Source organism: Acinetobacter sp. ANC_7513, from assembly GCF_056779915.1.
On record NZ_JBWYIW010000008.1, the window covers coordinates 66,104 to 92,688 of the forward strand.

The 26,585-nt window shown below is 38.3% G+C and carries 22 protein-coding genes, 8 tRNA genes and 1 pseudogene; 21 read left to right on the forward strand and 10 right to left on the reverse strand.

The window, feature by feature from the left end:
• Window positions 1-20: 20 nt before the first annotated feature.
• Complete coding sequence (locus AC1M9B_RS09820) at window positions 21-593, reverse strand: hypothetical protein (RefSeq protein ID WP_481609040.1); 573 nt, start codon at window positions 591-593, stop codon at window positions 21-23.
• 348 nt (window positions 594-941) lie between these two features.
• Between AC1M9B_RS09820 and pilG the strand changes: the two genes are divergently transcribed.
• The 5 genes and pseudogenes from pilG (at window position 942) to AC1M9B_RS09845 (ending at window position 7,989) form a co-directional block, all read left to right on the forward strand.
• Window positions 942-1,328: a twitching motility response regulator PilG gene (pilG, locus tag AC1M9B_RS09825; RefSeq protein ID WP_035269072.1), complete on the forward strand. Its 387-nt coding sequence runs from the start codon at window positions 942-944 to the stop codon at window positions 1,326-1,328.
• A gap of 18 nt (window positions 1,329-1,346) precedes the next feature.
• Entirely contained in the window at window positions 1,347-1,721 is a 375-nt protein-coding gene (locus AC1M9B_RS09830; protein WP_035269071.1) for a response regulator, read from the forward strand.
• Window positions 1,718-2,272, forward strand: coding sequence for a chemotaxis protein CheW (locus AC1M9B_RS09835; protein WP_481596321.1), 555 nt, complete (start codon window positions 1,718-1,720; stop codon window positions 2,270-2,272). The genes AC1M9B_RS09830 and AC1M9B_RS09835 overlap by 4 nt, the downstream gene beginning before the upstream one ends.
• Before the next feature lie 529 nt (window positions 2,273-2,801).
• Window positions 2,802-3,926: pseudogene (locus tag AC1M9B_RS09840) on the forward strand (methyl-accepting chemotaxis protein); the annotation flags it as partial.
• A gap of 7 nt (window positions 3,927-3,933) precedes the next feature.
• The gene (locus AC1M9B_RS09845; RefSeq protein WP_481609005.1) at window positions 3,934-7,989 is read left to right on the forward strand and encodes a hybrid sensor histidine kinase/response regulator; all 4,056 of its coding nucleotides are present in this window, start codon (window positions 3,934-3,936) and stop codon (window positions 7,987-7,989) included.
• A 72-nt stretch (window positions 7,990-8,061) separates the two neighbouring features.
• Here the strand turns inward: AC1M9B_RS09845 and dapE are convergent, their stop codons facing one another.
• From dapE to AC1M9B_RS09860, 3 genes are all read right to left on the reverse strand, one after another.
• A complete protein-coding gene (dapE, locus tag AC1M9B_RS09850; RefSeq protein WP_035269063.1) occupies window positions 8,062-9,195 on the reverse strand; it encodes a succinyl-diaminopimelate desuccinylase in 1,134 nt (377 codons plus the stop codon).
• Between the two features lie 138 nt (window positions 9,196-9,333).
• On the reverse strand, window positions 9,334-9,486 hold the full coding sequence (locus AC1M9B_RS09855; protein ID WP_092766976.1) for an entericidin A/B family lipoprotein: 153 nt from the start codon (window positions 9,484-9,486) through the stop codon (window positions 9,334-9,336).
• A 126-nt stretch (window positions 9,487-9,612) separates the two neighbouring features.
• Window positions 9,613-10,461, reverse strand: a complete 849-nt coding sequence (locus AC1M9B_RS09860; protein ID WP_035269060.1) for a DUF1853 family protein — start codon at window positions 10,459-10,461, stop codon at window positions 9,613-9,615.
• Window positions 10,462-10,557: 96 nt separating this feature from the next.
• Here AC1M9B_RS09860 and AC1M9B_RS09865 point away from each other — a divergent pair, with 96 nt between their 5' ends.
• The 11 genes from AC1M9B_RS09865 (at window position 10,558) to AC1M9B_RS09915 (ending at window position 13,133) form a co-directional block, all read left to right on the forward strand.
• Window positions 10,558-10,926: a YbaN family protein gene (locus tag AC1M9B_RS09865; RefSeq protein WP_035269059.1), complete on the forward strand. Its 369-nt coding sequence runs from the start codon at window positions 10,558-10,560 to the stop codon at window positions 10,924-10,926.
• A gap of 36 nt (window positions 10,927-10,962) precedes the next feature.
• Window positions 10,963-11,490 carry a cell wall-recycling L,D-carboxypeptidase ElsL gene (elsL, locus tag AC1M9B_RS09870; protein WP_035269058.1) on the forward strand — a complete coding sequence of 176 codons (528 nt, stop codon included), beginning with the start codon at window positions 10,963-10,965 and terminating at the stop codon, window positions 11,488-11,490.
• A gap of 212 nt (window positions 11,491-11,702) precedes the next feature.
• Window positions 11,703-11,778, forward strand: a tRNA-Val gene (locus tag AC1M9B_RS09875).
• A 22-nt stretch (window positions 11,779-11,800) separates the two neighbouring features.
• Window positions 11,801-11,877, forward strand: a tRNA-Asp gene (locus AC1M9B_RS09880).
• A gap of 49 nt (window positions 11,878-11,926) precedes the next feature.
• Window positions 11,927-12,003 (forward strand) — tRNA-Asp (locus AC1M9B_RS09885).
• Between the two features lie 22 nt (window positions 12,004-12,025).
• Window positions 12,026-12,101: transfer RNA gene (locus tag AC1M9B_RS09890), tRNA-Val, on the forward strand.
• Window positions 12,102-12,114: 13 nt separating this feature from the next.
• Window positions 12,115-12,191, forward strand: a tRNA-Asp gene (locus AC1M9B_RS09895).
• A 23-nt stretch (window positions 12,192-12,214) separates the two neighbouring features.
• A tRNA-Val gene (locus AC1M9B_RS09900) sits at window positions 12,215-12,290 on the forward strand.
• 51 nt (window positions 12,291-12,341) lie between these two features.
• Window positions 12,342-12,418 (forward strand) — tRNA-Asp (locus AC1M9B_RS09905).
• A 92-nt stretch (window positions 12,419-12,510) separates the two neighbouring features.
• Window positions 12,511-12,586: transfer RNA gene (locus tag AC1M9B_RS09910), tRNA-Val, on the forward strand.
• Window positions 12,587-12,662: 76 nt separating this feature from the next.
• The gene (locus AC1M9B_RS09915) at window positions 12,663-13,133 is read left to right on the forward strand and encodes a DUF2750 domain-containing protein (protein ID WP_035268330.1); all 471 of its coding nucleotides are present in this window, start codon (window positions 12,663-12,665) and stop codon (window positions 13,131-13,133) included.
• Window positions 13,134-13,138: 5 nt separating this feature from the next.
• Here the strand turns inward: AC1M9B_RS09915 and AC1M9B_RS09920 are convergent, their stop codons facing one another.
• The 5 genes from AC1M9B_RS09920 to AC1M9B_RS09940 all read right to left on the reverse strand — a co-directional run bounded on the left by AC1M9B_RS09920 (window position 13,139) and on the right by AC1M9B_RS09940 (window position 20,457).
• The gene (locus AC1M9B_RS09920; protein WP_481609006.1) at window positions 13,139-13,921 is read right to left on the reverse strand and encodes a YdcF family protein; all 783 of its coding nucleotides are present in this window, start codon (window positions 13,919-13,921) and stop codon (window positions 13,139-13,141) included.
• Between the two features lie 101 nt (window positions 13,922-14,022).
• Window positions 14,023-16,611, reverse strand: a complete 2,589-nt coding sequence (locus AC1M9B_RS09925; RefSeq protein ID WP_481609007.1) for a PepSY domain-containing protein — start codon at window positions 16,609-16,611, stop codon at window positions 14,023-14,025.
• 155 nt (window positions 16,612-16,766) lie between these two features.
• Window positions 16,767-17,327, reverse strand: a complete 561-nt coding sequence (locus tag AC1M9B_RS09930) for a YcxB family protein (protein WP_035268336.1) — start codon at window positions 17,325-17,327, stop codon at window positions 16,767-16,769.
• Window positions 17,328-17,428: 101 nt separating this feature from the next.
• On the reverse strand, window positions 17,429-19,603 hold the full coding sequence (yccS, locus tag AC1M9B_RS09935) for a YccS family putative transporter (protein WP_481609008.1): 2,175 nt from the start codon (window positions 19,601-19,603) through the stop codon (window positions 17,429-17,431).
• Between the two features lie 146 nt (window positions 19,604-19,749).
• Window positions 19,750-20,457 (reverse strand): nitroreductase, encoded by a 708-nt coding sequence (locus AC1M9B_RS09940; RefSeq protein ID WP_481596314.1) that lies wholly within the window; start codon window positions 20,455-20,457, stop codon window positions 19,750-19,752.
• A 376-nt stretch (window positions 20,458-20,833) separates the two neighbouring features.
• Here AC1M9B_RS09940 and AC1M9B_RS09945 point away from each other — a divergent pair, with 376 nt between their 5' ends.
• The 5 genes from AC1M9B_RS09945 (at window position 20,834) to AC1M9B_RS09965 (ending at window position 25,991) form a co-directional block, all read left to right on the forward strand.
• Window positions 20,834-22,087 (forward strand): DcaP family trimeric outer membrane transporter, encoded by a 1,254-nt coding sequence (locus AC1M9B_RS09945; RefSeq protein ID WP_481609009.1) that lies wholly within the window; start codon window positions 20,834-20,836, stop codon window positions 22,085-22,087.
• A 510-nt stretch (window positions 22,088-22,597) separates the two neighbouring features.
• Complete coding sequence (gltS, locus tag AC1M9B_RS09950) at window positions 22,598-23,845, forward strand: sodium/glutamate symporter (protein WP_481596313.1); 1,248 nt, start codon at window positions 22,598-22,600, stop codon at window positions 23,843-23,845.
• 131 nt (window positions 23,846-23,976) lie between these two features.
• Window positions 23,977-24,972, forward strand: a complete 996-nt coding sequence (locus AC1M9B_RS09955) for a patatin-like phospholipase family protein (RefSeq protein WP_481609010.1) — start codon at window positions 23,977-23,979, stop codon at window positions 24,970-24,972.
• A 153-nt stretch (window positions 24,973-25,125) separates the two neighbouring features.
• Window positions 25,126-25,305 carry a hypothetical protein gene (locus tag AC1M9B_RS09960; RefSeq protein ID WP_035268348.1) on the forward strand — a complete coding sequence of 60 codons (180 nt, stop codon included), beginning with the start codon at window positions 25,126-25,128 and terminating at the stop codon, window positions 25,303-25,305.
• Between the two features lie 170 nt (window positions 25,306-25,475).
• The gene (locus tag AC1M9B_RS09965; RefSeq protein WP_035268353.1) at window positions 25,476-25,991 is read left to right on the forward strand and encodes an acyl-CoA thioesterase; all 516 of its coding nucleotides are present in this window, start codon (window positions 25,476-25,478) and stop codon (window positions 25,989-25,991) included.
• A gap of 31 nt (window positions 25,992-26,022) precedes the next feature.
• Here the strand turns inward: AC1M9B_RS09965 and AC1M9B_RS09970 are convergent, their stop codons facing one another.
• Window positions 26,023-26,367, reverse strand: a complete 345-nt coding sequence (locus AC1M9B_RS09970) for a hypothetical protein (protein WP_092766987.1) — start codon at window positions 26,365-26,367, stop codon at window positions 26,023-26,025.
• Window positions 26,368-26,585: the final 218 nt, after the last annotated feature.

A 26,585-nucleotide genomic window follows, 5' to 3' on the forward strand; every position in this document is an offset into this window, starting at 1 on the left:
CCATTCAGACAAACTCTTCTTTATTCAAGAGTTTTTAAGCGCTTGATAATATTGTCGTATTGTGACTGAGTATTTCGATAGTTTGTTTGTAAAGATTCAATATTTTTTTGGATATTACTCATATTCTGTGCATTATAAGTGATTCGATGTTGTAAGTTTTTAGGGACAGGGTTCCCTTTCTTGATATAGGTCTGTTCCTGCTTTTTAAACAATATTCGATCTTGCTCCAGTTGTTGGTACTGTTGTTTTTGAAAGGTGATTTGTTGGTTGATGTTTTTCAACATATCATCACGTTTGTTCGCAGCCACTTTACTAGAACCGTAAGCGCGTTTTAAGCGTAAATCTTGTTCATGTTGTTTGGCTTGTTGCGTACGTACAGCACTTTGTTGCTGTTCTTTATCGGCATCATAAGGTCGATTTTTTTTAATCACTTGCATATTACGGTCAAGTGCTTCATAACCGTGACGAATATGCTCGGGTGTTACCGAGCTACTAATATTAGCTACGCCATTTTTATCATAATAACGATACCAAGACGGTTTGGTCACTGTGGTATTAGCAATTGCTTCACTGATACATAAACCAAATGTCATCATGATCACTAAGAATGTTTTATGATGAAGATGCTTTAACCCAATTCTTGATTTGTGCGAAAGATTAAACATTGGAATCGGCCCCCGTGATATCAATTCAATTCTTTAATTTTTGCTTTTAATAACAAGCATTTTATGTGGTTCTGGTAAATTTATAAATATAAACCGTTAAATAATTTACGCTTAATCTGATTCACCCTTAAATTCTCTGAAGCTTTGTGACACAATCTCTCCGCGAGTACTCAACTGCATTGAAAATCAATGTAATGTTATGTTAGAAAATAATGGTTATTCTCTAAATTAAGCGTTTCATTTTTCTTTAAATCTCATCTCAGGAAGGATCATTCAATGGATGATAATCTGCAAAATATTAAAGTGATGGTCATTGATGATTCAAAAACGATTCGTCGGACCGCAGAAACTTTATTACAGCGTGAAGGATATGACGTTGTAACTGCAGTAGATGGATTTGAAGCATTATCTAAAATTGCTGAAACTCGACCTGATATTATTTTTGTAGATATTATGATGCCGCGTTTAGATGGGTATCAAACGTGCGCATTGTTAAAAAACTCACAAAATTTCCAACATATTCCAGTGGTCATGTTATCCAGTAAAGATGGTATGTTTGATCAGGCAAAAGGACGAGTTGTTGGATCTGATGAATACCTCACGAAACCATTCAGTAAAGATGAGCTATTGAATGCGATTCGTAAACTTGTCGCTTCACGTTAAGTACTGGGAAAACAAAATATGACACGTATCTTAGTGGTAGATGACTCTCCAACAGAAATGTTTAGATTTAAAGAAATTCTGTCCAAAAATGGCTATGAAGTGCTAGAAGCAACCAATGGTGCAGATGGTGTTACCTTAGCGCAAGCAGAACAACCAGATCTTGTACTTATGGATGTGGTGATGCCTGGTGTGAATGGATTTCAAGCAACTCGGCAAATTGCAAGAGCTGATGTAACGAAGCATATTCCAGTTGTCATTGTCAGTACCAAAGATCAGGATACGGATCGAATTTGGGGCAAAAGACAAGGCGCGGTCGACTACCTGATCAAACCTGTAGATGAATCAAGATTACTTGATGTTATTCAGCAATATTTAAATACAGGCACAGCATGATCACTCAAGATGAAAGTGATCAACAACACTGGTTAACGCAAGCCAGTAATGCTAATTCGGCTCAAGTAAATGAGTACCGTGATGTGCAAAATCAGGACCTCTGGTCTGGTGTATGTTTTAAAGTTGAGCAGCAGCAATTTATTACCCCACTTGGTGATATTGCGGAGGTTAGCCCTTTACTGAGCATTACTTCTTTACCACTTACGCCGCCGTGGTATTTAGGTTTGGCGAATTTGCGAGGTCGAGTACTGACCGTATTAGATCTAAAGCAATTTGCTTTGGGTAAAACCACACAACTACACGCTAATGTTAAAATTTTATGTTTTAACGTGGGGCAAGACTGTGTTGGATTACTTGTGGATGAAGTCCTCGGTGTAAAACATTATAAGAATAATACCTATAGCGCCGGTTCGGATTTGATCGCAGAACCATATAGATTATTTTGCCAAGGTTATTTTCTCGATCATTCAACACCTGTAGCTGTGCTGATGATGAGTCAGCTATATGAGCATGATCGCCTAAAGCATATGTTCACATCTAATTCAATTTAATGTCTAGTCAGCAATAGTTTTTTGGGGGAGCTGAGTGAGTTTACGGTTAAAAAAGACCAGTCGGAATGTGAATGATTCAGATTCCAACACACAGGGATGGAAAGCTTCACTTAAGTTAAAACTTGAACAGTTTTCAGAGCTGTTTGGGCAATCTGCCCAAACGAAGTCTTATTTAATCATGGCTATTATTAGCCTCGTTTGTGCTTTTCTGATTTTATTGTTTCTTATGTTTAATCTCCCACGTACGGTGGAGCAAAGTCGTGGGGTGGGGGAACTGAAATATCTCAATCAAATGATGATTATTCAGACTCAACAGTTTGAGGATAATCCTACAGATTACACATTACAGATTCTCAAAAACTCTCAGCTTATTTTTAGTTCACAACTTGAAAATGTAAAATCAGTTTATTTTTATAGTCCAGCTTTAAATGAAGTAGATCGGCTGTGGTTAGAGTCTCAAAGCAATATCACGGAGTCTCAGTTACAAAAAATTCAAGTAGCCCTCAATGAAATTCGCACAGGTTCTACGTGGTTACTGATTTTACTGTCACTTTTATTGTTGATTAGTTTATCGAGCTTCACCTTTGCTGTAATTAAACTTTTTATTTTGAGAAGCCAAGAAGATCGTCTGCGTTTAATGGAACTGGTGGATAAAGATAAGAAGAATCAAACCGCGATTTATCGGCTTTTAGATGAAATTGGGGATTTAGCTGAAGGCGACTTGACCAAATATGCTGCGGTTTCTGCAGATTTTACGGGGACAATCGCGGATTCAATTAATGTAGCGATAGATCATTTGCGTGATTTGGTGATGAGAATTAATCAGGCTTCTCAACAAGTTACCCAATATATTCATCAAACTCAGCACATGAGTTCACAATTGGCGCAATCTTCAGAGCTGCAAGCTCGTGAAATCCAAAATACATCGCTCGCCATTCATGACATGGCGGACTCAATTGATCACGTTTATGAAAATGCAGCGCAATCTGCAAAAGTTGCTCAGCGCGCTGTACTTATCGCAGCGAAGGGTGGGGAAGTGGTTGAACGATCAATAGATGGAATGGATCAAATACGAGGGCAGATTCAAGAAACATCTAAAAAAATTAAAAGGCTGGGTGAATCTACTCAAGAGATTGGAAACTTTGTTGCAACCATTGAAGACATTGCAGGGCAAACGCATCTGTTGGCTTTAAATGCAGCCATTCAAGCCGCAATGGCAGGCGATGCTGGACGAGGTTTCGCGAGTGTTGCTGATGAGGTGCAGCGTTTAGCTGAACGTTCAACTGCTGCGACCAAACATATTGAGATATTGGTAAAAAATATTCAATTAGATACGCATGAGGCCGTTCGCTCTATGGAGCAAACAACTTCTGAGGTGGTTAAGGGGACTGGACTTGCTCAAGATGCAGGAGCAGCACTTGCAGATATTCAGTTGATTTCAAAACAGTTGGCTCAACTGATTGCGAATATTTCAGCATCCTCAAAAGTTCAGTCAGCTGCTGCGGGTCAAATTGCGAAAACAATGTCGCTTGTGCAAGATGTCACACGAGAAAATCATGCTTCAACCTTAGATACTGCTCAATCGATAGCAGAACTCACTCAAATGGCTGATTCTTTAAGGAAATCAGTTGCAAACTTCAAATTACCTGAGTGATTGAGCCATGAAAAATAATAATCCTAATAAAATACAATTATATCTTTCAGAAGCACTCTATCGTGCATATGTCGATATGCAGCTTCCTCAAGATGAATTAAATTTTGAAGATGAGGAGCTTATTACCACCTTTGCTGAAGAGCTTAAGGAATTACTTCTAGAAATATCAGAAAATTTTCAAGTCTTATCGAATGATTTAGAACAGTTAAATATTTGGCAAGCATTGCGCCGTAATTTTCATACCTTAAAGGGTTCAGGTCGAATGCTTGGATTCAACTCAGTTTCTGAGCTTGCATGGACCGTTGAGACAATACTGAATATTAGGCTTGATCAGCAACGTTCATGGAGTCAACTGGTCCTTGAGTATGTTGAGCTGATCTCTCGTATATATCGCTACATCATTGTGCCTAGTTTAACAGTTAAACAAGCGATTCAATTAGATGTTAAACCTCTATTGCTTTTAGGTCGGCAATTAGAACATTCAAATACCATAGATCAATCATTGCATCCTTTGTTGGCGATCAACGCTCATCTCACACAGCTTGATCTAGATTTCGGGATTGAATGTCACTCTTTGAGTGATTCCAATTCACTCTCAGCAGCCACATTTGAGGATACTCAAATATGGGATAACGAGGTTCTGCAAAGTTTTTATGCTGAGGCTTCAGAACAATTGAAATCCCTGCAAGATATGTTGGATAAATCCAATCAACAATTTCAGGTAGATACGCTTGCACGTGTTGTCCATTCTCTCAGGGGGAGTTCTGCAATTGTTGGACTTGAGAAAATTGAAGTATTGAGTCAGTCATTCGAAAAAATAATACAACGTAATCCATTTCTTGATACCAACAATAAAGAATTGCAAGCGCTCACAACGCAGTATATTGATTTAATCCAGTATTACTTAGAAAGCTTGCAAACAACAGGTGACAACGTAACGAGACAACAACAGTTTCAGGCATTAGAGCATACTTTTTTAATCGCATTGAGAGACTTCTCAGAACAGATTACACAGAACGATCCAAATCTTGATCCGCAAGAGTTACTCAAGAAAATTGTAGATTTGGGTGTAGAAGATGTTTTTCTTATCGATACCTTTGTACAAGATGGTATTTCTAACCTCGTTAGCTCTACACGTGCTACTGAACGTTCGAGCTTACTGAGTCAACAACTCAGTTCAATTGCTAAATTTGCCATTAAAGTTGATTTTGATCTCCTTCGAAAAATTTCAGAAATTTTGAGTTCAATTCACTCCAACATTGCAAGAGAACCGAATTCAATTGCCTACTCAAATGTCCACCGAGTTTTACAACAAGGGCATGAAAAACTCTTAGAAATATTTGATGAACTTGCTATAGGTCAATTGGCTCAAAATAATGAGGCTTCTCAGCAACTATTAGATGATTTAAAACAACTTAATCATGAATACTTCAGTTTTTCCAATCAATCGAATTGTAGTGGTACTATAGAGCAGGAGAGCGAAGTATCTGCTCGATCCTTAGATGAAACAATTCTGACATTACTCAATATAGATTACGCACTCAAAGATTCAGCGAAAGCAAAACAGGGCTTAGATCGCGAAGTAAGTGGTTTTTTTGTCGAGGAAGCGGAAGAAATTTTGTCTCAAATCGAAGACTTGTTCAATACATGGTTAGAGTATCAAGAAGATGCTACGTGTATCCAAAAAATTATGCGGCAACTGCACACGTTGAAAGGTGGTGCATACATGTTGCAAGCAGATTACTTTGCAAATCTAATCCATGAGCTTGAATCTGTATATCTTCAACTCATTTCAGAGCAACACATTGATATAAAAAGTTTCATTATTTTGATTAAAGCCTTACAGCAGGATTTGGTACGGCGTGTCAAAATCATTAAAACTGAGTCTGTTGATTATCCGATAGAACAGGCATTAAGGCTTATTCAGGGTTTAATTGAGCTTGGACATTTAAATCTTAAGGGTGGTGACTCGAAGCTGAACTTAGTACATTCGATGCAAAATGATATCACTCACCACATGTCTTCAGATTTTAGTATTCATTCAACTTTATCAGCGGACCTTGAAACCAATTTAAGTGATTTAGTCACTACGCATAATAATTCATCAAAGTTTGACTCTTCTTCCATTCAGCAAAACTCACATCAGACTGAACCATCTAACGCTAAGGAGAGTGTTTTACCGCCTCCAATGAGTGGTAATTTGCAAAAGTTTGTGCAATCTGCCGTAGCGAACGAGACACTTTCAGTCTCTACTGCTGTAATTGAAGCAACCCTTAATTTGATTGGGGAGGATTTGATTCAACGTTCGCAAGTCGAAGTAGAATTAAAATCATATCGGTCAAATTTGGTAGAAATGGATCAAACCATTCAGCGCCTTACTTCACAATTGAGACGGATGGAAGGGGAATTAGAATCCCAAATTTTATTACAACGTAGATCACATAATTCCGCCGAGCATGGATTTGATCCCTTAGAAATGGATCAATATTCATCACTTAATCAACTCTCAAAATCAATATCAGAGTCAACATCAGACTTGTTAGATATCACAAACACTCTGCACGAAAAGCTTCAGTCTGCAGAAAGTATATTGATTCAGCAGGCAAGAATACAAAACAACATCCAACACTCGTTGATGCGTACTCGTGTCGTGCCATTCAAGACGATACAAATGCGTCTTGAACGCTTATGCAAGCAACTTTCGATGAATCTGAATAAATCTGTTCAGTTACAGATTGAACATGCAGACATCGAATTAGATCGTAGTATTCTTGAAAAGTTGATCACCTCACTTGAGCATATTCTGCGTAATGCGATTGATCACGGAATTGAGTCAGCAGAACAGCGGTTGAAATTAAATAAACCTGAACAAGCAGTCATGCAACTGACACTGGTGAATCATCACAATGAGCTGAGTATTTTGATCAAGGATGATGGTCGAGGAATTGATTCACAAGAGATTAAGCAAAAAGCTGTTGAATTTGGTTGGCTCAATACTGAACGGGAATATTCTGAAACTGAACTATTACAATTGATTTTTAGACCAGGCTTTACCACTGCTGCAAAATTAACAACGGTTTCAGGACGTGGTGTCGGTTTAGATGTCGTAAAAAGTGAAATACAGGCACTGGGTGGGCATGTTCATGTTACTTCGGAAAGAGGACAAGGAACTTGTTTTGAAATCAGAATTCCTAAATCTTCAATTATTACTGAAGCGTTGATGGTAAAAGTTGCAGATCAATTCTTTGCCTTACCGTTACATCAAATACAACGTGTTGAAATGATCGATAGACATGATTTAAATCATGCGAAACAACAGAGTCAGTTGTTGAGGGTGCATGAAGCAAGTTATCAATTAAACGATTTGGCTGACTTCGTGTTGTTAAATCAACATATAAAAAGAAACTCACCATATTCAGAAACCCAAAAAGTTCCAGTGATTTTGGTGAATATGCACCAGTCTCAACCTGTGGCTTTATTCGTTGATGAAGTCTTAGGAACTAATTCACAAATTATTGTGAAACAGACTGGGAGACTTATCCATCAAATTGATTATCTCAGCGGTGTAACCATTATGGGCAGTGGAGAAATTTGCCCAATTTTAAATGTAAATCGTGTGGTTCAATATCTCACTCAGCAGGATTGGTCTGTACATCCAGAGTCGAAGCTCTCAAATTTAAAACATGACAATGAGGCACCTACGATTTTAGTGGTTGATGATTCGGTCACAGTTCGAAAAGTGACATCTAAACTACTTGAGCGTTATGGTTACCAGATTGTCACAGCTACAGATGGCATTGAAGCACTTGAATATTTACAGCATTCAACACCTGCCTTAATGTTAATTGATGTTGAAATGCCAAGAATGGATGGTTTTGAAGTAATGCAATGGCTGAGAAATCAACCACATTTGCAGAACTTACCTGTGGTTATGATCACTTCACGAGTGGGGGATAAGCATAAACAACATGCTCTTGAACTTGGTGTATCGGCTTATATGGGTAAACCTTTCCAAGAAGCAGTGTTGATTGAGCAGATCAATCAGCTTTTAAAACACGATTGAAGTATTTTAAGCCAATTAAAAAAGGATGCATTTGCATCCTTTTTTATCTTTCATTGCTGTTAAATTTTAATGTTATGCCAATAGCTCAATTAAGATTTTTTCATAAATTTCAGCCAAAGGTTCCAAATGTGCGATTTCAACATGCTCATTAATCTGGTGGATCGTGGCATTAAGTACTCCCAGTTCGAGTACCTGAGCTCCAGTTGGTGCGATAAAGCGACCATCTGATGTACCACCACTGGTTGATAATTCTGTTGTCGTGCCAGTCACATCCAAAATCGCTTTTTTGGCAGCATTGACGAGCTCTCCAACAGGGGTAAGGAATGGTAAACCTGATAGTGTCCACTCGATATCATACTCAACGCCGTGGCGATCTAAAATTTCATGTGTACGTGCTTTTAATTCATCAGCAGTAACTTCTGTAGAATAACGGAAGTTAAATAATAAGTTCATCGTGCCAGGCACAACATTGGTTGCACCCGTTCCAGCAGAAATATTGGAGATTTGGAAAGACGTTGCAGGGAAATACTCATTGCCTTGATCCCATTCTGTCTCACATAATTCAGCAATTGCTTTTGAGGCTGTATGAATTGGGTTAATCGCCAAATGTGGATAGGCCACATGCCCTTGCTTACCTTTCACTGTTAAATTGGCATTGAGAGACCCACGACGGCCATTTTTAACAATGTCACCTAAAGTATTCGTACTTGACGGTTCACCGACCAAACACCATGTCATTTTTTCTTGGCGTGCTTCTAAAGTTTCTACAACTTTCACTGTTCCATTGATAGATGGACCTTCTTCATCTGAAGTGATCAAAAAAGCAATCGAACCTTTGTGGTCTGGATGCTTAGCAACGAAACGTTCAGAGGCAATCACCATGGCTGCCAACGCCGTTTTCATATCTGCACTGCCACGCCCGTATAACTTTCCATCTCTAATTTCTGGGGCGAATGGATCGGAGTTCCACGCTTCTAGATTGCCTGTAGGAACAACATCAGTATGACCCGCAAAACAAAACACAGGTGATTCAGTCCCGCGACGAGCCCATAAGTTATCTACATCTTCAAACCGCATATTTTCAATGTTAAAACCAATCTTTGATAATCGATCAGCCATAATATTTTGACAGTTATGATCGACTGGAGTCACTGAAGGTTGGCGAAGTAATTGTAAGCTTAAATCGAGTGTTGCAGATTGGGTCATGGAGAGAAATCGAATTGGTCAAAGTCGATCTATCATAAAGTATGTTGAATTTGATGCAAAATATTAATCATTCAAGGAAATCAAATTTAAATAAAAAAAGCCCTATTAAAAAATAGGGCTTTTAGCTTCAACTTCGAATTAGTTGTTACGAATTTCGTTTGAAGTTTTTTCAGCAGTATTTGTTACAGTTTCCCCAGCTTTTGAAACGTCTTGTCCAAAACCTTTGAATGTATTACAACCAGTTAATACAAATGCAACTACGAATGAAGCGGCTAATACTTTTTTCATCATTATCTCCAATGATTGTAAATTATTTTGATGCTTAATCAGAATAAAAATTAATCATTTAGAAGAATATGAGAGTTTTATTATCAGAATGTTATTAATTGTATTCGATACATTTTTTTATTACACGAACTACACGTAAGGGAGCTTTAAAGCTGGTTGACGGTACATATAAAACTGATTTGTTTGTACATTGTGATAAAGCCCATTACTCCACCAATGTGCTTCATTTGAAGTCTGACTTGCATTCGGACAAATCCATTCCTGTCTTTCCAGTCGATAAAAAGATGATCGTAATTGATGTCCCCATGTGCCTATACGACGATGTGGGCTGACCCAGTTGGGTAAGGTTTGAAGTTCGGTATGATACGGAAAGTAGAGTTGACCTTTCATCACCGCAATTTTTCGATCAATTTTATAAGTATTGGCTTGAGTAAATTGAAATTGCTTTTGCGTAAAATGATTGAGCTTTCTAAATAGAGTGTCGCTTCGATTTAATCCGTACCAATGTTGAAGTTGAAAGTCTTGTTCTGCTAAATAAAATTTCAGTGCAACTTCCCATTGTTCAATTTCTTGGGTGTGATGATTTAATATCACAAAGTCAATTTCACCCAAAGTATGGCGGCCGTCAATGATTTGAACACTGTGATCTAACAGCGAAAAATCAGCTTGATCGCGTTGATCATCTTGCAGCCAGAACCACATTAAATATTCAAAGCGCAAACCTAGACGCGTACTTTTAAGTTGCTGAATAAAATCAATAAGCTCTTGTGGGTTTTGATCTAGATCATGCAGTCTGGAGATATATTTTTCGTACTGAGTTTGCCAAAATTGTTCATGGTGCAATTCAAAAGGATGAACGATCGTTAATTCTTTAGGCGCAAAACGAATAATATTAGGACTTGCGATGACAAAAGCCAGTTGACGTACAATTGTATGATGAAAGTTCTGCCATGGCTCATAAAAATCAGATTGCACCATTACTCCAACTAGAATTCAAAATTGAAAATAAATTTATAATCAGACACTACCACAAAAGCATATATACTAGTGAGATTCAACTGAATGAGTTGCGGTATGAAAATCGTGTTTTGGCGGAGCTTGGTCATTATTTTTGTGACTCTAGGTTTTATTGGTGCGCTATTGCCAGGATTGCCAACCACAGTCTTTTTAATTCTTGCCGCATGGGCTGCTTCAAAAGGTTGGCCACAGGTTGATGATTGGCTACTCAATCATCCTAAATATGGACCAACACTGCGAAATTGGCGTGAGCATGGCACGGTTCCACGCAAAGCAAAATGGCTCGCCTCGATGATGATGTTGATCAGCGGTATTCTTATGCTTTATACCAATGCTCCTGATTTAGTAAAAATTTTTACGAATCTCACCATGCTAATTGTCGCGATTTGGTTGTGGTTAAGACCTGAATCAAAAAATATTGTTTAAATAAATGATTAAAAATAATTTAACCCTGAGTTTTGTATGAACCCAAATCTTGAAAGTTATACCCTAAGTCAGGCGGATATCCTGATTGATATGGCGAAACAAGTTCTATATGTACCACGTATGAAAAAAAGCTATTTGGTGTCTACTGGATTGAACGGTATAGGTGAACAGGAAAATTCAGGTAAAACACCAAGAGGATGGCATCGCATTGAACAAAAAATTGGCGATGACCACCCAATCAATGCTGTTTTTAAAGCACGTATTTGGACTGGGGAGATCTATGATGTGGAACTTGGTGAGCAATTTCCAGAACGTGACTGGATTCTAACTCGAATTCTTTGGTTAGCAGGTTTAGAACCTGGTTTTAATCAAGGGGAGGGTTGTGATACCTATAATCGATATATCTATATTCATGGTACGCCAGAGTCAGAACCTTTAGGTATTCCTAAATCACATGGATGTATTCGAATGCACAGCGCAGATGTCATTGAGCTATTTGATATATTGGACGAAGGCGCTTTAGTCTATATTTCAGAACAAGAGATCGAATTGGATCAAATTTAAATCAGAATCGTAAAATGTGTTGTGATAAAAACTTTGAATAAAAATAAAAACATATCTCTAATCAGGCAAATAATAGACAAAAAAGCGATTTTTCAAGAGAAATGATCTATTTTTTAATCATTCAAACTGAAAAACTGAGAAACCTGTAGAAAAGCGTTTGACAGTATCTGAGGATTCTCTATAATGCACCACACAAACGATGAAGTCGTAAAGGGCGCTTAGCTCAGTTGGTAGAGCGTCTGCCTTACAAGCAGAATGTCGGCGGTTCGATCCCGTCAGCGCCCACCAAGCCTTTACGTTAAGTTTTAGTGCAGCGGTAGTTCAGTTGGTTAGAATATCGGCCTGTCACGCCGAGGGTCGCGGGTTCGAGTCCCGTCCGCTGCGCCACTTTAAACTTAATAGATTGTTTGTACTTTAATAGAGATATTACATAAGTGCAGCGGTAGTTCAGTTGGTTAGAATATCGGCCTGTCACGCCGAGGGTCGCGGGTTCGAGTCCCGTCCGCTGCGCCATTTTATGTAATGACCTTATTAAGGGCGCTTAGCTCAGTTGGTAGAGCGTCTGCCTTACAAGCAGAATGTCGGCGGTTCGATCCCGTCAGCGCCCACCAGATTTTTTGTGATGCAGCGGTAGTTCAGTTGGTTAGAATATCGGCCTGTCACGCCGAGGGTCGCGGGTTCGAGTCCCGTCCGCTGCGCCATCCTAAAAATCAAAGCCTAATAAGGGCGCTTAGCTCAGTTGGTAGAGCGTCTGCCTTACAAGCAGAATGTCGGCGGTTCGATCCCGTCAGCGCCCACCATATTCAAGCTGAAAAGCTTATATGACCCTAATTGCGTAAGCAGTTGCCGTTGCAGCGGTAGTTCAGTTGGTTAGAATATCGGCCTGTCACGCCGAGGGTCGCGGGTTCGAGTCCCGTCCGCTGCGCCATTTTCTAGATCCCTTGTCTAGATATAATGGTTTAAATCAGCAAGATTTCTTTCTTGCATCTTAAAAATAGCGGTGCTATTTTTATTCCTCAAGGGCGCTTAGCTCAGTTGGTAGAGCGTCTGCCTTACAAGCAGAATGTCGGCGGTTCGATCCCGTCAGCGCCCACCATATTCTTTCTATAAAAAGTCTTTTAAGTTTCTATAATTTATATAAAATATGATGAATTCATGTTTATAATAGAATTATGAGAAATCCATACCAGCGTAAGCCTTCAAGTACCTCTATTGCCTCTACAGTTGTCTCTCCAAAAGAACAATACCAACAATTTATGGAAACAATTGTAGCTCAGGCTAAAGTTTATAGTTTATATAATGATGGTTGGGCATTGTGCTCCACTCCATCTGGTCAGCGCACGCTTGCTGTTTGGCAAAGTAAAGGAATGGCACAATTATTGGTTCGTGATAAGTGGGAAAAATATCATGTGGAGGAAATCCAACTGATACCATTTATTGAACAAGTTGTTCCTTATATTCGACAACATAATACTCACTTGTCACTGAACTTGATGCCAGAAGGTCAAAATGTTTTGGTATCGGGGCGACAATTTCTAATTGACCTAAAAGCTTATCTATACCAGTTATCGATCGATCAACCTGAAAAATTAAATAGAGAAGGGGTTCCTTCTCCTCGAAAAATCCGAATACATGATAAATAAAAAATTTAGTATTCTTTTAAGATCCAGCCACTAATATAAGCAAAATATTCTCTAAGCCATGCGTTATATCGTGTGGTTAAAGGAGTTTCAGCACTGATTGATGTGATTTGGGTATAACCTTGAAATCGGGCAATGGCTGCAGCACGTGGTGTATGAAAATCACTAGTGACAACTACAATACGACTATCTTGGTTTAAGCCTATTCTGTTTAGCAGCGGAACAGTGTTTTTTAAATTGAGTTCGGTGCTGGTGCTTTGACTTTCTTCAACTATACGCTGTGGGTGAATACGATATTTGTTGATCAAATATGCTTTCATCACTGCAGCTTCAGTAATTTTCTGATCAAATCCCAAACCGCCAGTCACAATAACAGAACTGCTGGGATATTGAGCGGCGATCATTGCACCTTGGTCTAATCGAGCCTGAAGCGTTGGGGAGGGTTGGTTATTGATTAAACCACTACCTAAAATAATAATCGCATCAGGTGGTGTATTCATGATGGGGGAATGATTCGATTTGGCTAAAAAATTAAAAAAAATAGCCAAACTGATTAACCAGATGGAAAAAATTGTCCATCCCATTTTCCAAAACAAGTTAAAGTTAGAGTGATTCAAACGGTAGTGTTGGATTTTCCTATTAAAAAGTAGACATACAATGATCACTATGCCAATAAATGCTGGAAGTACAGTACCCAAATGAATTTTATTTTGACTCATTAAAATGATTCCATCGATTAATAGTATCAATGCTATTAACCAAGCGAAAAATTTTAAAATCCTTGTATACATTCGATGTCATCACTAGTAGGAAATGAGAAAAAGTATATCGCATAAAAAAAACCGAGCAGATTAAGTAAAAATCGTGCTCGGTTCTGATCATAATAACCGTGTTAGTAAACGTCTCTACGGTAGCGACCAGCTTGTCTTAATTCATCTACAGTAGTTTCACCTAAGATTTCAATTAAGGCTAGATCAACATCGCTTGCCATACCATTGATACTGCCGCACACATAGATGACAGCACCTTGATGAATCCATTTAACGACTTCATCCGCATTTTGACGCAGAATATGGTGTACATAGACTTTTTCTGGTTGGTCTCGAGAGAACGCAAGATCAATACGCTTTAACATCGCTGTATTTTGCCAAGCTTCGATTGTTTCTTTATAAAAGAAATCATGTTCGCGTTGGCGTTCACCGAAGATGAGCCAGTTGTCAGTGTAGTCCAAGCGTACGCGAGCTGAAATCAAGCTCATTAGCCCTGCGATCCCTGTCCCGTTACCGATACAGATAATCGGTCGATTATCATCAATTAAATGGAATGATTCATTGGTTCGAATACGAAGTTGTACCTGAGCACCAACCGCAACATGATGTGTTAACCAGCCTGAGCCTAAGCCGAGTTGCTGCTGTTCATCACGTTGTTGACGTACCACCAATCGCATCATGCCTTGAGTTGGAATACTAGCAATCGAATATTCACGAGTAGGTAAGTTTTCAAGCTGCTCAACGAGTTCTTCAGCTGTATTAAATGGCTGAGTCTCACTATTTAAATTTTTATTCCACAGGCTTTCAACTAAGGTTTGGCCTGTAGTTTCGAGAACTAAAGCCTCATCTAAGTTGTGTTGTTGTAAAAATGCTTGAATACGTTCAATGCTATTGCCTGGTTGAATTTCTGCAATATCTCCAGCTTGCCAGATCGCGTCGTGATCAGACTCAAGCTCTAAATTATAAGCAGGTTGACCCAAACTGTTTGGATTGAGCAGTGTGCGTTTTTGCAGTTTCCATTGATCAAAGACTTTATCAATAGATAATGTTGCTAATTCCAATTGAGCAGCTTGTGCGAGTGCATCTGTCCATTTTTGAATATCTTGGTTATTGGCATTGTCTACTTCAATCACATTAAAGAGCGGAGTTGCACCAGATGCATTGAACCAATCATAAATACGATGACCAAAACTACAATAAGTGTCAGGATATTCACTTGAACCAAGTGCCATAACTGCGAATTGAGCATGACTTAGATTCAGTGGATGAGACATCAATTTCTTTTCAAAGCTTGCAGCTAAGTCGGGGGCTTCACCTGTACCATAAGTACTCGCGACCACCAGAATTTGAGATGCTGTTTGTAGCTCATCAGTGGTCAGGCTTTGCACTGATTTAACAGTGACGGGTTGGCGTGCTGATTGCAGAATTGAAGCTGTACGCCAAGCCAATTGCTCGGATACACCAGTTTGACTTGCATAAGCGATGAGCCAAGGTTTTGCATTTGGATCAACATCAACCACTGCTAAATTTTGCTTCGCTTCACGGGTCAATTGTTTTTGCTTGCGGCGTTTGAGATAGAGCATCCAACCCGTCACAAAGAATAACGGCATAGCGAGTGCAGCAAACATCGCGAAGAACTGGTAAATAGGACCAAAGAAGCTGCCACGGTGTACAGGTAACATGCTGCTCATGATTTTTTCATTGAGCTTTTTGTCTTCGTACAATTCAACATCTTTCAATTGATTCGTATTTAAGTCGACAGTTGCTTTGTTACGAGCGCGTTCATGTTGCGGAACAGGATCAACGAAACTCAGTTCTAATTCACCGTTTGCACGTTTAGGAATGTTGAAGGTTACGGAAGAAAATTGATTTTTAAACTGTTGATTAAAAGTGGACCAAGATTGGTTGAGCGCAAATTGAATCTGTTCTGTTTGGAGTAATTTACGCTCTTCACGTCCTTCACGTCCTTCACGTCCTTCACGATGAGCGTTTGGGCCAGCATTTGAACCAGGACCACCCGCTTGCATTTGGGGTTGCGGGCGCTCAACACCAAGCACTTTAAACATGCCGTTGCGCCACCAGTCATATGACCAATATAAACCTGTACAAGCCAACATGAGATAGAAAATGGCCACCCATGTTCCAACGACTGCGTGTAAATCCCAAATAAAGTTTCGACCTTTTAATTTGGGTTTAACTGAAAACCATTGTTTGAAACTGTGTTTTTTCGGCCAACGTAGATATAAGCCACTGAGGACAAAGAAAATAAGAATCAGTGTACATGCACCGGTAATTTGTTTTCCAACTGGTCCGACTGTCAAGTTACGATGAAGTTGTTGTACGAATGCAAAGAATTTTCGACCTTTAATTTCAGGAAGTAATTCAGCACTGTAGGGATTGATCATCATGGTTAAACCACGACGTTCACCTTCCTTCGCAACATTGATACTCGATGAGTCAGTAGGTTGAGCAGCAATCGTAATGCTATTGATTTTAAGATCAGGATGCTCCTGCTGGAAATGTTGATAAATTTCAGCTGGCGTTAATTTTGGGCGTTGTTCAGTAACAACTGTATAACTTTCCTGATTGATCAGCTTGATAATTTGCTGCTCATAAGAATATATTGCCCCAGTGACACCCATAAGTGCCAAAATAAGGCCTGCTGTTATTCCGAAAAACCAGTGTAACTGGAAAAATATTTTCTTGAACATAAGGGTCTGAGTGAATTGGAATTTTTGAATGGTGCGATTATAACCTAACTCAAAAAAAGTGGAATGTATTTGAAGATAATATTTATTCTCATTCTCATATAAAAAATTGTGATAAAAAAACCTCCAAAGTTGGAGGTTTTAATATAAAGCCGTATTTACAGTGATTTTGGCTCACCAACGCTTTCTTTTAGATGTTTACGGATGGTCTCGAAAGAGAAATTTTTGCTGTTCATTCGTTTTGGCAAGATATAAGCGCCTTGCTGACCTTTAACTTTAAAGTTCACCAAAATGAAATCTGGCGTGTTATACCACTCATAGATATCTTTCCAACCAATTGAACCTACACCTTCTTGTAGTCCCATTTTTTGACGCATCACGATACCATGAGGCTGAACACCTAATTTAATTCCAGTAATTTCTTGTACTGGAAACTCATTCATTTTACGTTTAGCGTACCATTCTAGTCCAAACTTTCGCACTAAAAAGTATGTCAGCACACAGACTAAAGCCACCCAGCAAAATACAGTAGAGTAATTTTTAATAAAAATTAGACCCAAAATTGCAAGCGCAGTAATTGCACCCATAATAGCCCAAGCTTTAGTTCCAATTTTATTTGTGCTGCGCCAGATTGCGAGTTGCGCATGGCGTTGTTCAGCTTCAGTAACCTCGTAAGGAACGGGTTGTAAAGTGTAGGCGTATAAGTTTTTTGCAGTCATAGTTTCGTTAACAAAATGTGTATATCTGAGCAGAGTTTAGCATTAAATTAATACAATCAGGGAGTATATTGTACTAATTTACTGCCTTGAAAATTCAACATTTACAGTGATGCCAATGCGCTGGATTGAGTATCATGTTCATGACTTAAACTTTGTTTTAAGGTACTTAATCGTCTTAATACACCAAGCATTAAAGAAAGTTGCTGTAAAACAATCAATGATTTATGTGAATCCTGATCATCTTTATTCAAACGTTCACGAATCGAGGACTCCAAATTTGTCAGATTTAGCTCAGGGAATTCATCTCGCAAAAAAGCACCTTGGATATCATTTAACGCTTGTTGAAGTAGTTCTAATGTTGACTGATCTTGAATTTTTTCACGGTGTGCACCTAGCGCAGCAATATAGCTGATAAACGTATGATTGAGACAGAGGAACTCAAATGCTAAAGCTTTTTGTGTTGGATCAAAATCAGGTTCTGTTGCTAATGTCGATATGAGTGATGCAACATCAGCATCACGATTATGTGCAGTGCGGCGGACTACGCGGTAGTTCAAACTGTTATTACGTCCATGATGATACTGTTGTACGACTTCAGTAAGATACTGGCATTGAGCTTCAAGTGAACGTCTGATTGAATGGGGGAGTCGTCTGAATTTCCAATCTGGAAAAATAAAGCTCACCCCAAACCATGCCAATGCACAGCCAATTAAAGTATCTAACATTCGAGGAAATGCCGCTTGGAAACCTAAACCGTCCAAATTGAAATTAATTAAGGCTAAGATCGTAATAAAGGCAGTGGCTTGCGCATATTGCTTACTGCGTAATTCAAAAAATAGGACGCCACTCACAATTAATAATAAGAGTTGACCTTCGACAGAAGGAACGAAATACAGAATTGCAAAACCAAGAATAATGCCACCGAGTGTTCCCATGATCCTGAGTCTGAGTCGACGTTTTGTGGCGTTGAAGTTTGGTTGACTAACAAATAGGGCTGTTAACAGTACCCAATAACCGTATTCGATATTGGTGACTTGAACAAAAACATATCCGATGAAAAGTACGATGGAAACACGAATTGCATGTCGAAAGAGTACGGATTCAGGGGTTAAATTTTGTTTGATACGAGAAACGATATCTTCCCAACCTTTCAGATCGTCATCTTTAAGTTGGTTTTCTAAATGTTTAGTGCGGTCAAATTTAATATGCCGTTCAGTTTCAAGATTTCGTAATTGAGCATCGATGGCTTTTAAGTTCTGGAGTAAGGCAAAAAGAGCATTAACCCAGATAAGATCATGTTTTTGTTCATCACGGATTTTTTCTAATGACTTTCTGAGATTACTAAATGCATGTTCAAAACGTGGATTATGCTGGTAAGTTGTGCGATTTAAGATGCTTTCACTTAAATCTTTACATGCTTTTGCTTGCAGTGTAAGAATACGTTGGAAGCGAAATAAAATATCACTATGTTCAAAGGCTTTGGTTAATTGTTGATAATCAATATGTGCCGAGTCAGCTCGCTCGTGAATGTCCTGTGCAATAAAATAATATTGTAAGCTGCGACGGGTATCACTTTGACCACGATCTCCTTTTAATCGGGTAAGGAGTGTGGTTTTCATATCATTAAAGATACCTACTAATTTCCCATTTTCCAGCGACAAGCTGATCATACTTTTTTGGTAGCTATTCGCTGTCATATCCACATCAAAGAGATTGGATTTAGCAAAAAGGAAATCACCGAGTGAAGAATAGCTTTTCGAGAGCTGATCTTGAACTTGTCGAGCTGGAAAAATTAAGAAACTAAGCGTAGACAAAATCCCATACCAAATGGCACCAATCACCAAAAGACTAGGTTGCATGTACCATTCGTCAAAAATATCAACACCTAGCATGGCATATACAGAAATTACTAAGCAACCATATGAGATGGTGGCATAACGTCTGCCTAATGAGCCTAGTAAAATGAGACCAATACAAGAGATGATCAGGCCTGAAGCAAAAAGCACAGGATACGGGAATAACAGTTGAACAGAAGCTGCCGCAATAAAGAAACCAATATAGGTATAAATCAGATTCATGATACGTACTGAGAAGCGATCATCGATGTCGCTCAGCCCAGCAGCAACAACCCCTAATGTTAATGGGATCGTCATCAATTGCTGATCTAACAGATAGGGAATAAACGCGGTACCTGCGAAAGCGACGATCATCCGCAGGTTATACATAAATGAAGTATTATAGGTCGCTTTTTTAAGCTGAATCAGCCATTTGTTCAAACCAGAATCCTTTATGAATAGAGGATAGGGGGAGATGAATATAAGTTGAATATTCATCTAATTTAAATAGGGATTATATGCTTGAAATTAACTGTTTGTCTTTATAAAACCACCCTAACTGAATGAGCGTTTTGATCCTTAAAAAATCAGTCTTCCAAGAAAACAGCAAACTCTTCAACTGGAACTCGAGGTGTTCTGAAAGTATTCACAAGCGCATCAGGGTCGGCATAGCCTAAAGCCATCCCACAAACGAGTTCTTCGTTGGCAGGAGCATCCAGAACATCAGTGACGATTTGATGAAAATGATTCCATGCCGCTTGAGGGCATGTATCTAAACCACGTGCTTTTGCTGCTAGCATAACATTTTGAATCATCATGGAAATATCCATTTTAGAGCCAATGCCCATGGCTTTATCCACGGTAAAGAAAATGCCAACAGGTGCATCAAATAATTGATAGTTTCTAAGATGTTGTGCAGCCATCTTATCCTTTTCACCTTTTTGAATGCCCAGCAACCCATAAAGTCCCCAACCATTTTCACGACGACGATCGATATACGGGGAAATCCATGTTTCTGGATAATAAGCAAAAGTCTCGTTGTATTGTTGAGCAAGTTCAGGGTTTTGATAAAGTTGCATTTGTGCATGACAAACTTGATCAATTAAACGTTGACGACGTGCGCCTGTCACCACATAGACTTTCCAGGGTTGAGTATTTGTGCCAGAAGGTGCTCTTGATGCGACTTCTAAGATTTCTTGGATAAGTTTTGTGTCTACGGGGTGATCTAAAAAGGCACGTATAGATTGGCGGCCAGTGATCACTTCATCAACGGCTTGAGTATGTTCTGTGGACATTGCAACTCCTATTTGAATAATTTTGGATGATCCATGATGTCTCTACGACTAAGGTATAATTTTGAATATGCTTTTAAATAAAGATTTTATAAATTATACAGATATAAACTTTTTTCAATTCATCATCAGAAATTGTGATTGAGAAAATTGGTTTTGACAATAAAAAACATTTAATTATGAAACATAAGTTGCTAGATTAAGTTACAACGAATACACATTATGTTACGTATTTATTTTAATCAATTCATCAAATTTAAAAAAAAGCAGTTTAGTGCATCGTTGATTATTTTAAATTAATCAAACGTTGTGATTGGGATTCAGCAGGTTGACCAAGCATATGTGCACGGATGCAAGATGAAATAATTGGAGATTTTTAATGAGTCAATCAAAACATCAAACATTTTTAAAGAAAAGTTTAGCAATCGCAGTTGCAACTTTTGCAGTTTCTACTGCACAAGCAGCGACTGAAAAAGATGAAATTCAAAAATTACGCCAAGAAGTTGAAGCGTTAAAAGCTTTAATTCAACAGCAACATCAAGTACAACAACAGCAGCAAGTACGATTGGCTGAAGTTAAAGCTCAACCAGTAGCAGCAGCGCCTACAAACTTGAAAACTAAAGCAGGTGCTGAAGTGAATCTATATGGTTTTGTACGTGGGGATGCGAACTATATCATTGAAGGTGCTGACAATGACTTTAATGCTGTAAACAGCGTTGGAACGAGTAATAATCCGTTAGTTGAAGATAAATTACGTGCAACTGCAAAAACAACACGTCTTGGTTTAGATTTCAAATCTAAAGTAGAAGGGGCAGACGTTGGTGGTAAAGTAGAAGTGGACTTTGCAGGCTCAAATGAAGCATTACGTATTCGTCATGCGTATTTAACACTAAATAATTGGTTATTCGGTCAAACTACTTCAAACTTCTTGTCAAATCATGCTCCAGAAATGATCGATTTTGGTACCAACATTGGTGGCGGAACAAACCGTTTACCGCAAGTGCGTTGGTCTCACAAATTAGCGCCAACAACTCAATTATTTATTTCAGCTGAAGAGGGTAATTCTACTGGAGATGGTATTAAATACCGTCTTCCAACTTTAACTGCAAAAGTCACGCAAGCTTATGCAGAGGGTAAAGGTAATGCTTCAGCTCGTGCCTTAATCGAAAATTATAAATCTGATACCGCTGGTGATGATAAGACTGGTTTTGGTGTAGCGATCGGTACAAATTACCAAATTAGCGAACCACTCAAAGTATCTGCTGACGTGTCTTATGTAAAAGGAAACAGCAACTATTTATATGGCTCAAATAGTGCTTATGTTGTCGATGCAAATAACAATATTGAACAAAATGAGTTTATTGCAACCCAACTTGGTGCTACATATAAGTTCTCACCTCAGTTACGCTCAACACTGGCTTATGGCGCACACTATGCTGATGACAGCACGGGATATGCTAAAGCGAACCCAAGTGCAAATGAAACTGTTCAACAAGCATGGATTAACTTTATCTATACACCTGTGAAACCTGTTGATTTAGGTGTTGAATATATCAATGGTAAGCGTGAAACTTTCGCAGGTCAAAGCTATAATGATGACCGTGTAGGCTTAATGGCGAAATACAGCTTCTAAGCATGAGTTATAAAAAACCGAGCATAGTCTCGGTTTTTTTATTCACTTGTCATTCATCAGTTCAGACTAAAGAATGTCTGAATTTTGCTGATTGAATAAACAAAAGTAATGCGAATTATAAAAAAAAGTGCATAATGTTCGGCTTAAACAGTGAGCAGTCCTGATCATCAGGAATTTCTTAATCATTTTAAGTTCACTAAAACATATTTAAGTGTTTGTTTGAGCCATAAATCAATTGTATCTAGCCAAACGTATGTCTAAGAATAGAGTGCGTTTTGAGCAACTGATTTATTTTGAAAAGTGTATGTTTTTTATTAACAAGATTGAATCCAATGAAATCGAGGAATTAATATATTGTTACTCAATTAAAAAATTTATCTATTCTTTTAGATAATCAATATTGAATAAGGATATGTTTATTTTTGGATGTGAGATTCGAAATAAATCTTATTGATTAAAAAACAAGCATAATATGAATTAACAGTCATCTGTATTTGCTGAGAATTAATGATGGAATTTACTTTTAACGCTTTTTACACGTTAATTGCTGCAGTAATAGTTTTATTGCTTGGCCGTTTTCTTGTCAACAAAATCGACTTCTTAAAAAAATACAATATCCCAGAGCCTGTAGCTGGTGGTTTGGTTGCTGCCATAGTTTCGTTAATTGTTCACAATTTGTGGGGTTACAGCATTACCACGAGTAGTGAATTGCAAACCAGTTTCATGTTGGTGTTTTTTGCCTCGATTGGTTTGAGTGCAAACTTCGCCAAACTCAAAGAAGGTGGTATGGGACTGGTGATCTTCCTGATCTGTGTCGCATCATTTATTATCGTACAAAACTTTGTCGGTATGAGCCTTGCAACGTTACTTGGTATTGATCCACTTATAGGTTTAATTGCAGGTTCTATTACCTTAACGGGTGGTCATGGTACTGCTGGTGCATGGGGTGAGATTTTAGAAGTCGAGCATGGTATTCAAGGTGCTTTAGCACTGGGTATGGCAAGTGCGACATTTGGTTTGATTATTGGTGGTTTGATTGGTGGTCCATTAGCGAAATTATTGATTAATAAGCACCAGCTTTCATCACCAGTGACGAATTCGGTTGAAAAAGACACACGTGATGCGAATGCAATTGCAAATCCGAATGATCAAGGCGAGTTTGTGCCTTTTGAAAACCGTAATCAAGTTCGTTTAATCACTGCGGACAATGCGATTACCACATTAGGGTTATTTGCTGCGTGTTTGGCATTTGCTGAATTTATGACAGGTTATAGTAAAGGCACTTGGTTTGAGCTTCCAACTTTCGTTTGGGCATTAGGTGGTGGTGTTATCCTGCGTAACATCCTCGAAGGTCTCATGAAAGTGGAAATCTTCGATCGTGCAATTGATGTATTTGGTAATGCCTCTTTATCGTTATACCTAGCAATGGCACTTCTTTCACTTAAGTTGTGGCAATTGGCTGATCTTGCAGGCCCATTGGTTGTAATCTTAACAGCTCAAACCTTAACTATGGCTTTGTACGCAGCATTTATCACTTTCCGTGTGATGGGTAAAAACTACGATGCAGCAGTTCTTGCAGCAGGTCACTGTGGTTTCGGTATGGGAGCAACACCAACAGCTGTTGCAAACATGCAGGCGATTACAAATATGTATGGTCCTTCACATAAAGCATTCCTCATTGTACCTTTATGTGGCGCATTTTTTGTTGACTTAATTAATGCAACTGTAATTCAGATGATTTTAAAATTCTTTGCTTAACATAAAATCTTCTTAATAAAATGTCATGTACAAAAAGCCCCGCATCTGGGGCTTTTTGTCATAAAAAATTCATACAGACGACTTGTCAATGATATGCTTTCATTCAGTTTTGATTTTTAATTTCTGATGCAATGAAGAAGTTTGTACTCCTGATTTCCCTCTTACCTTTGATTGGCTTACAAGCCTGTCAACAGGTTGTAGCCAAAGCTCAGCTTTCAAAATCTGTGTCTACACCTTTGGTGGATGCTTCATCTCATATCATTAAAAATAAGCATAAGAAAACTGATGCTCCAAGTATTGCATTGGTGCTTGGGAGTGGGGGAGCGCGAGGCTATGCGCATATTGGTGTCATTGAAGTTTTAGAGCAACGTGGAATCAAGCCTGATTTTATTGTTGGTACCAGCGCAGGGAGTATAGTCGGGTCAATATATGCCAGTGGAAAATCAGCAAAATCGTTACGTGAAGTTGCATTAAATATGCAAGTCAATGATGTACGTGATTTTAACATTGGTATTCAAGGATTTTTTGATGGCGCTAAGGTTGAGAACTATGTCAATAAACAAGTGGACTTTATGCCCTTAGAACGGCTTCCTATTCCAATGTATGTGGTGGCAACAGAGTTAAAAAATGGAAATTTAACAGTATTTAACTATGGTAATACTGGGCAAGCAGTGAGAGCTTCTATCTCTATTCCAAGTATGTTTATTCCCGTAAAAATTGCTGATAAGGATTATGTTGATGGCGGTTTAGTGAGCCCTGTACCAGTCAATGTGGCGAGAGAATTAGGGGCAGATATTGTCATTGCTGTTGATATTTTGGCCCAGCCAGAGCACACGGAAACCTCGAATGTGTGGGGGATGTTTAATCAAAATATAAATATTATGCAAAATAAGATCGCGTATAACGAGCTAAAAAATGCAGATATTGTGATACAGCCAGATCTAAGAGAAAAAGCACATATCTTTGATGTTAAGGGTCGTGAAAATACGATTCAAGCAGGTATGACTGCAGCATTGAACAAAGTTAGTTTATTAGATCAGATACGTCATCGGACGATAGGACAATATGATGCTCATCAGTATCCTGCCCATGATGATAGTAAAAGAGCTGTTTGTTTAAATTGCTAAATTGAATCAGATCTTAATTGTCTCATAAAATATATAAAAAAAATAAGTAAAATCATTGTTATAAATTGAATGATTGTTATATTGGGGTCATAAAAATGAGGGTTAGTACTTTATCTAACCCTTAAAAAGATGAAATATAAATTAAGGTGTAGTGTGTCAGTTTTTCAAGTTGGTCAAATTGTTTATTTAGCGTCAAATTCAGATATTACATTCGAAATAATACGAATTAACTATGATGAAACCTATGAAATCCAAGTCAAGAATCAAGCATCGTTAAAGTTAAAATACGATAATATTTCTGCTGAGATGCTTCGTTTAGTCAAAGATGAATAAATTTTAAGCAAATTTATCATAGTTTCTGAGAGCGAATGATTTCCTCTGATACTTTTAAGCTATCAAGTCTTGAAATTATTGGAGTTTGTTTCTGATTTAAACATTTTATAATCAAGAAAAAAGTTATAATAGTGTATTAAATCTCCTGTCATGATTGAGTTCTAATATTTATGTCCGAATTTAACCAAGCGTTACCGCTTGCAGATGATCAGTCTGAATTAACGATGTCTGTATTAATGACGCCGGATATGGCGAATTTCTCAGGTAATGTACATGGTGGAACAATTTTAAAGCTGCTTGACCAAGTTGCTTATGCGTGTGCAAGTCGATATTCAGGTTCTTATGTGGTAACTTTATCTGTTGATAAAGTGAACTTTAAAGAACCAATCCACGTGGGTGAGTTGGTGACTTTTTTAGCCAGTGTGAATCATGTGGGGCGTACCTCAATGGAAATTGGGATCCGCGTTGAAGCACAAAATATTCAAAAACGTACGGTACGACATACCAATAGTTGTTATTTCACAATGGTCGCTGTGGATGAACATGGGAAACCAAAACAAATTCCACCGCTAAACCTAGATAATGACTGGAAACGCTGTCGTTTTGAAGCTGCTGAGCATCGTAAAATTGCTCGTTTGAATGAAAATCATCATCCTTCTTGCAGCATATATAAGAAATCGGTTTAAGAAAAAAGACTTCACATGGTGAAGTCTTTTTTTATGGATTTTGTAGCTTGGCGAGGGTATGTCCATCGACAATCATGTACCAATTCCCTTGTGCATCCTTGTAGGGGTGACGAGTGACAATAAATTTCGTGTTGATAGGACCTAAACCTGTTTCAAATCCAGTATCTGAAAACTGTTTAATTGGAGCTGAAACGGCGGTTTTTTTACTGAGCTGATTGTTACTATATTCTATACGACCATTAGCAGTAATATTCAATTGAACACGACTGTCCGCGCTAATCCAATGTCCTACATAATCCAGTTTATCCTCTGGTAAAGGTTTGGAACATGCAACCAGCCATAGGCTGAGTATAGCTATCCCAAGAAATTTCTTCATTTTCATGTCACGTGATTAGAATTAAATTGGCTTTTTGGTTAAAATATGTGATTTATTTTTCATTTATATCGTTTTATAATAATTATGTATATGTGTTTATCGTAATTTATAGAGAATTATTCAAAAAAAACAGGCATAAAAAAGTAGAGCTGTAGCAAAGCTCTACTTTTAATCAGATCAAGCCATCGGGGGAAGACTTGGTCTAAAATTCAGTCAAT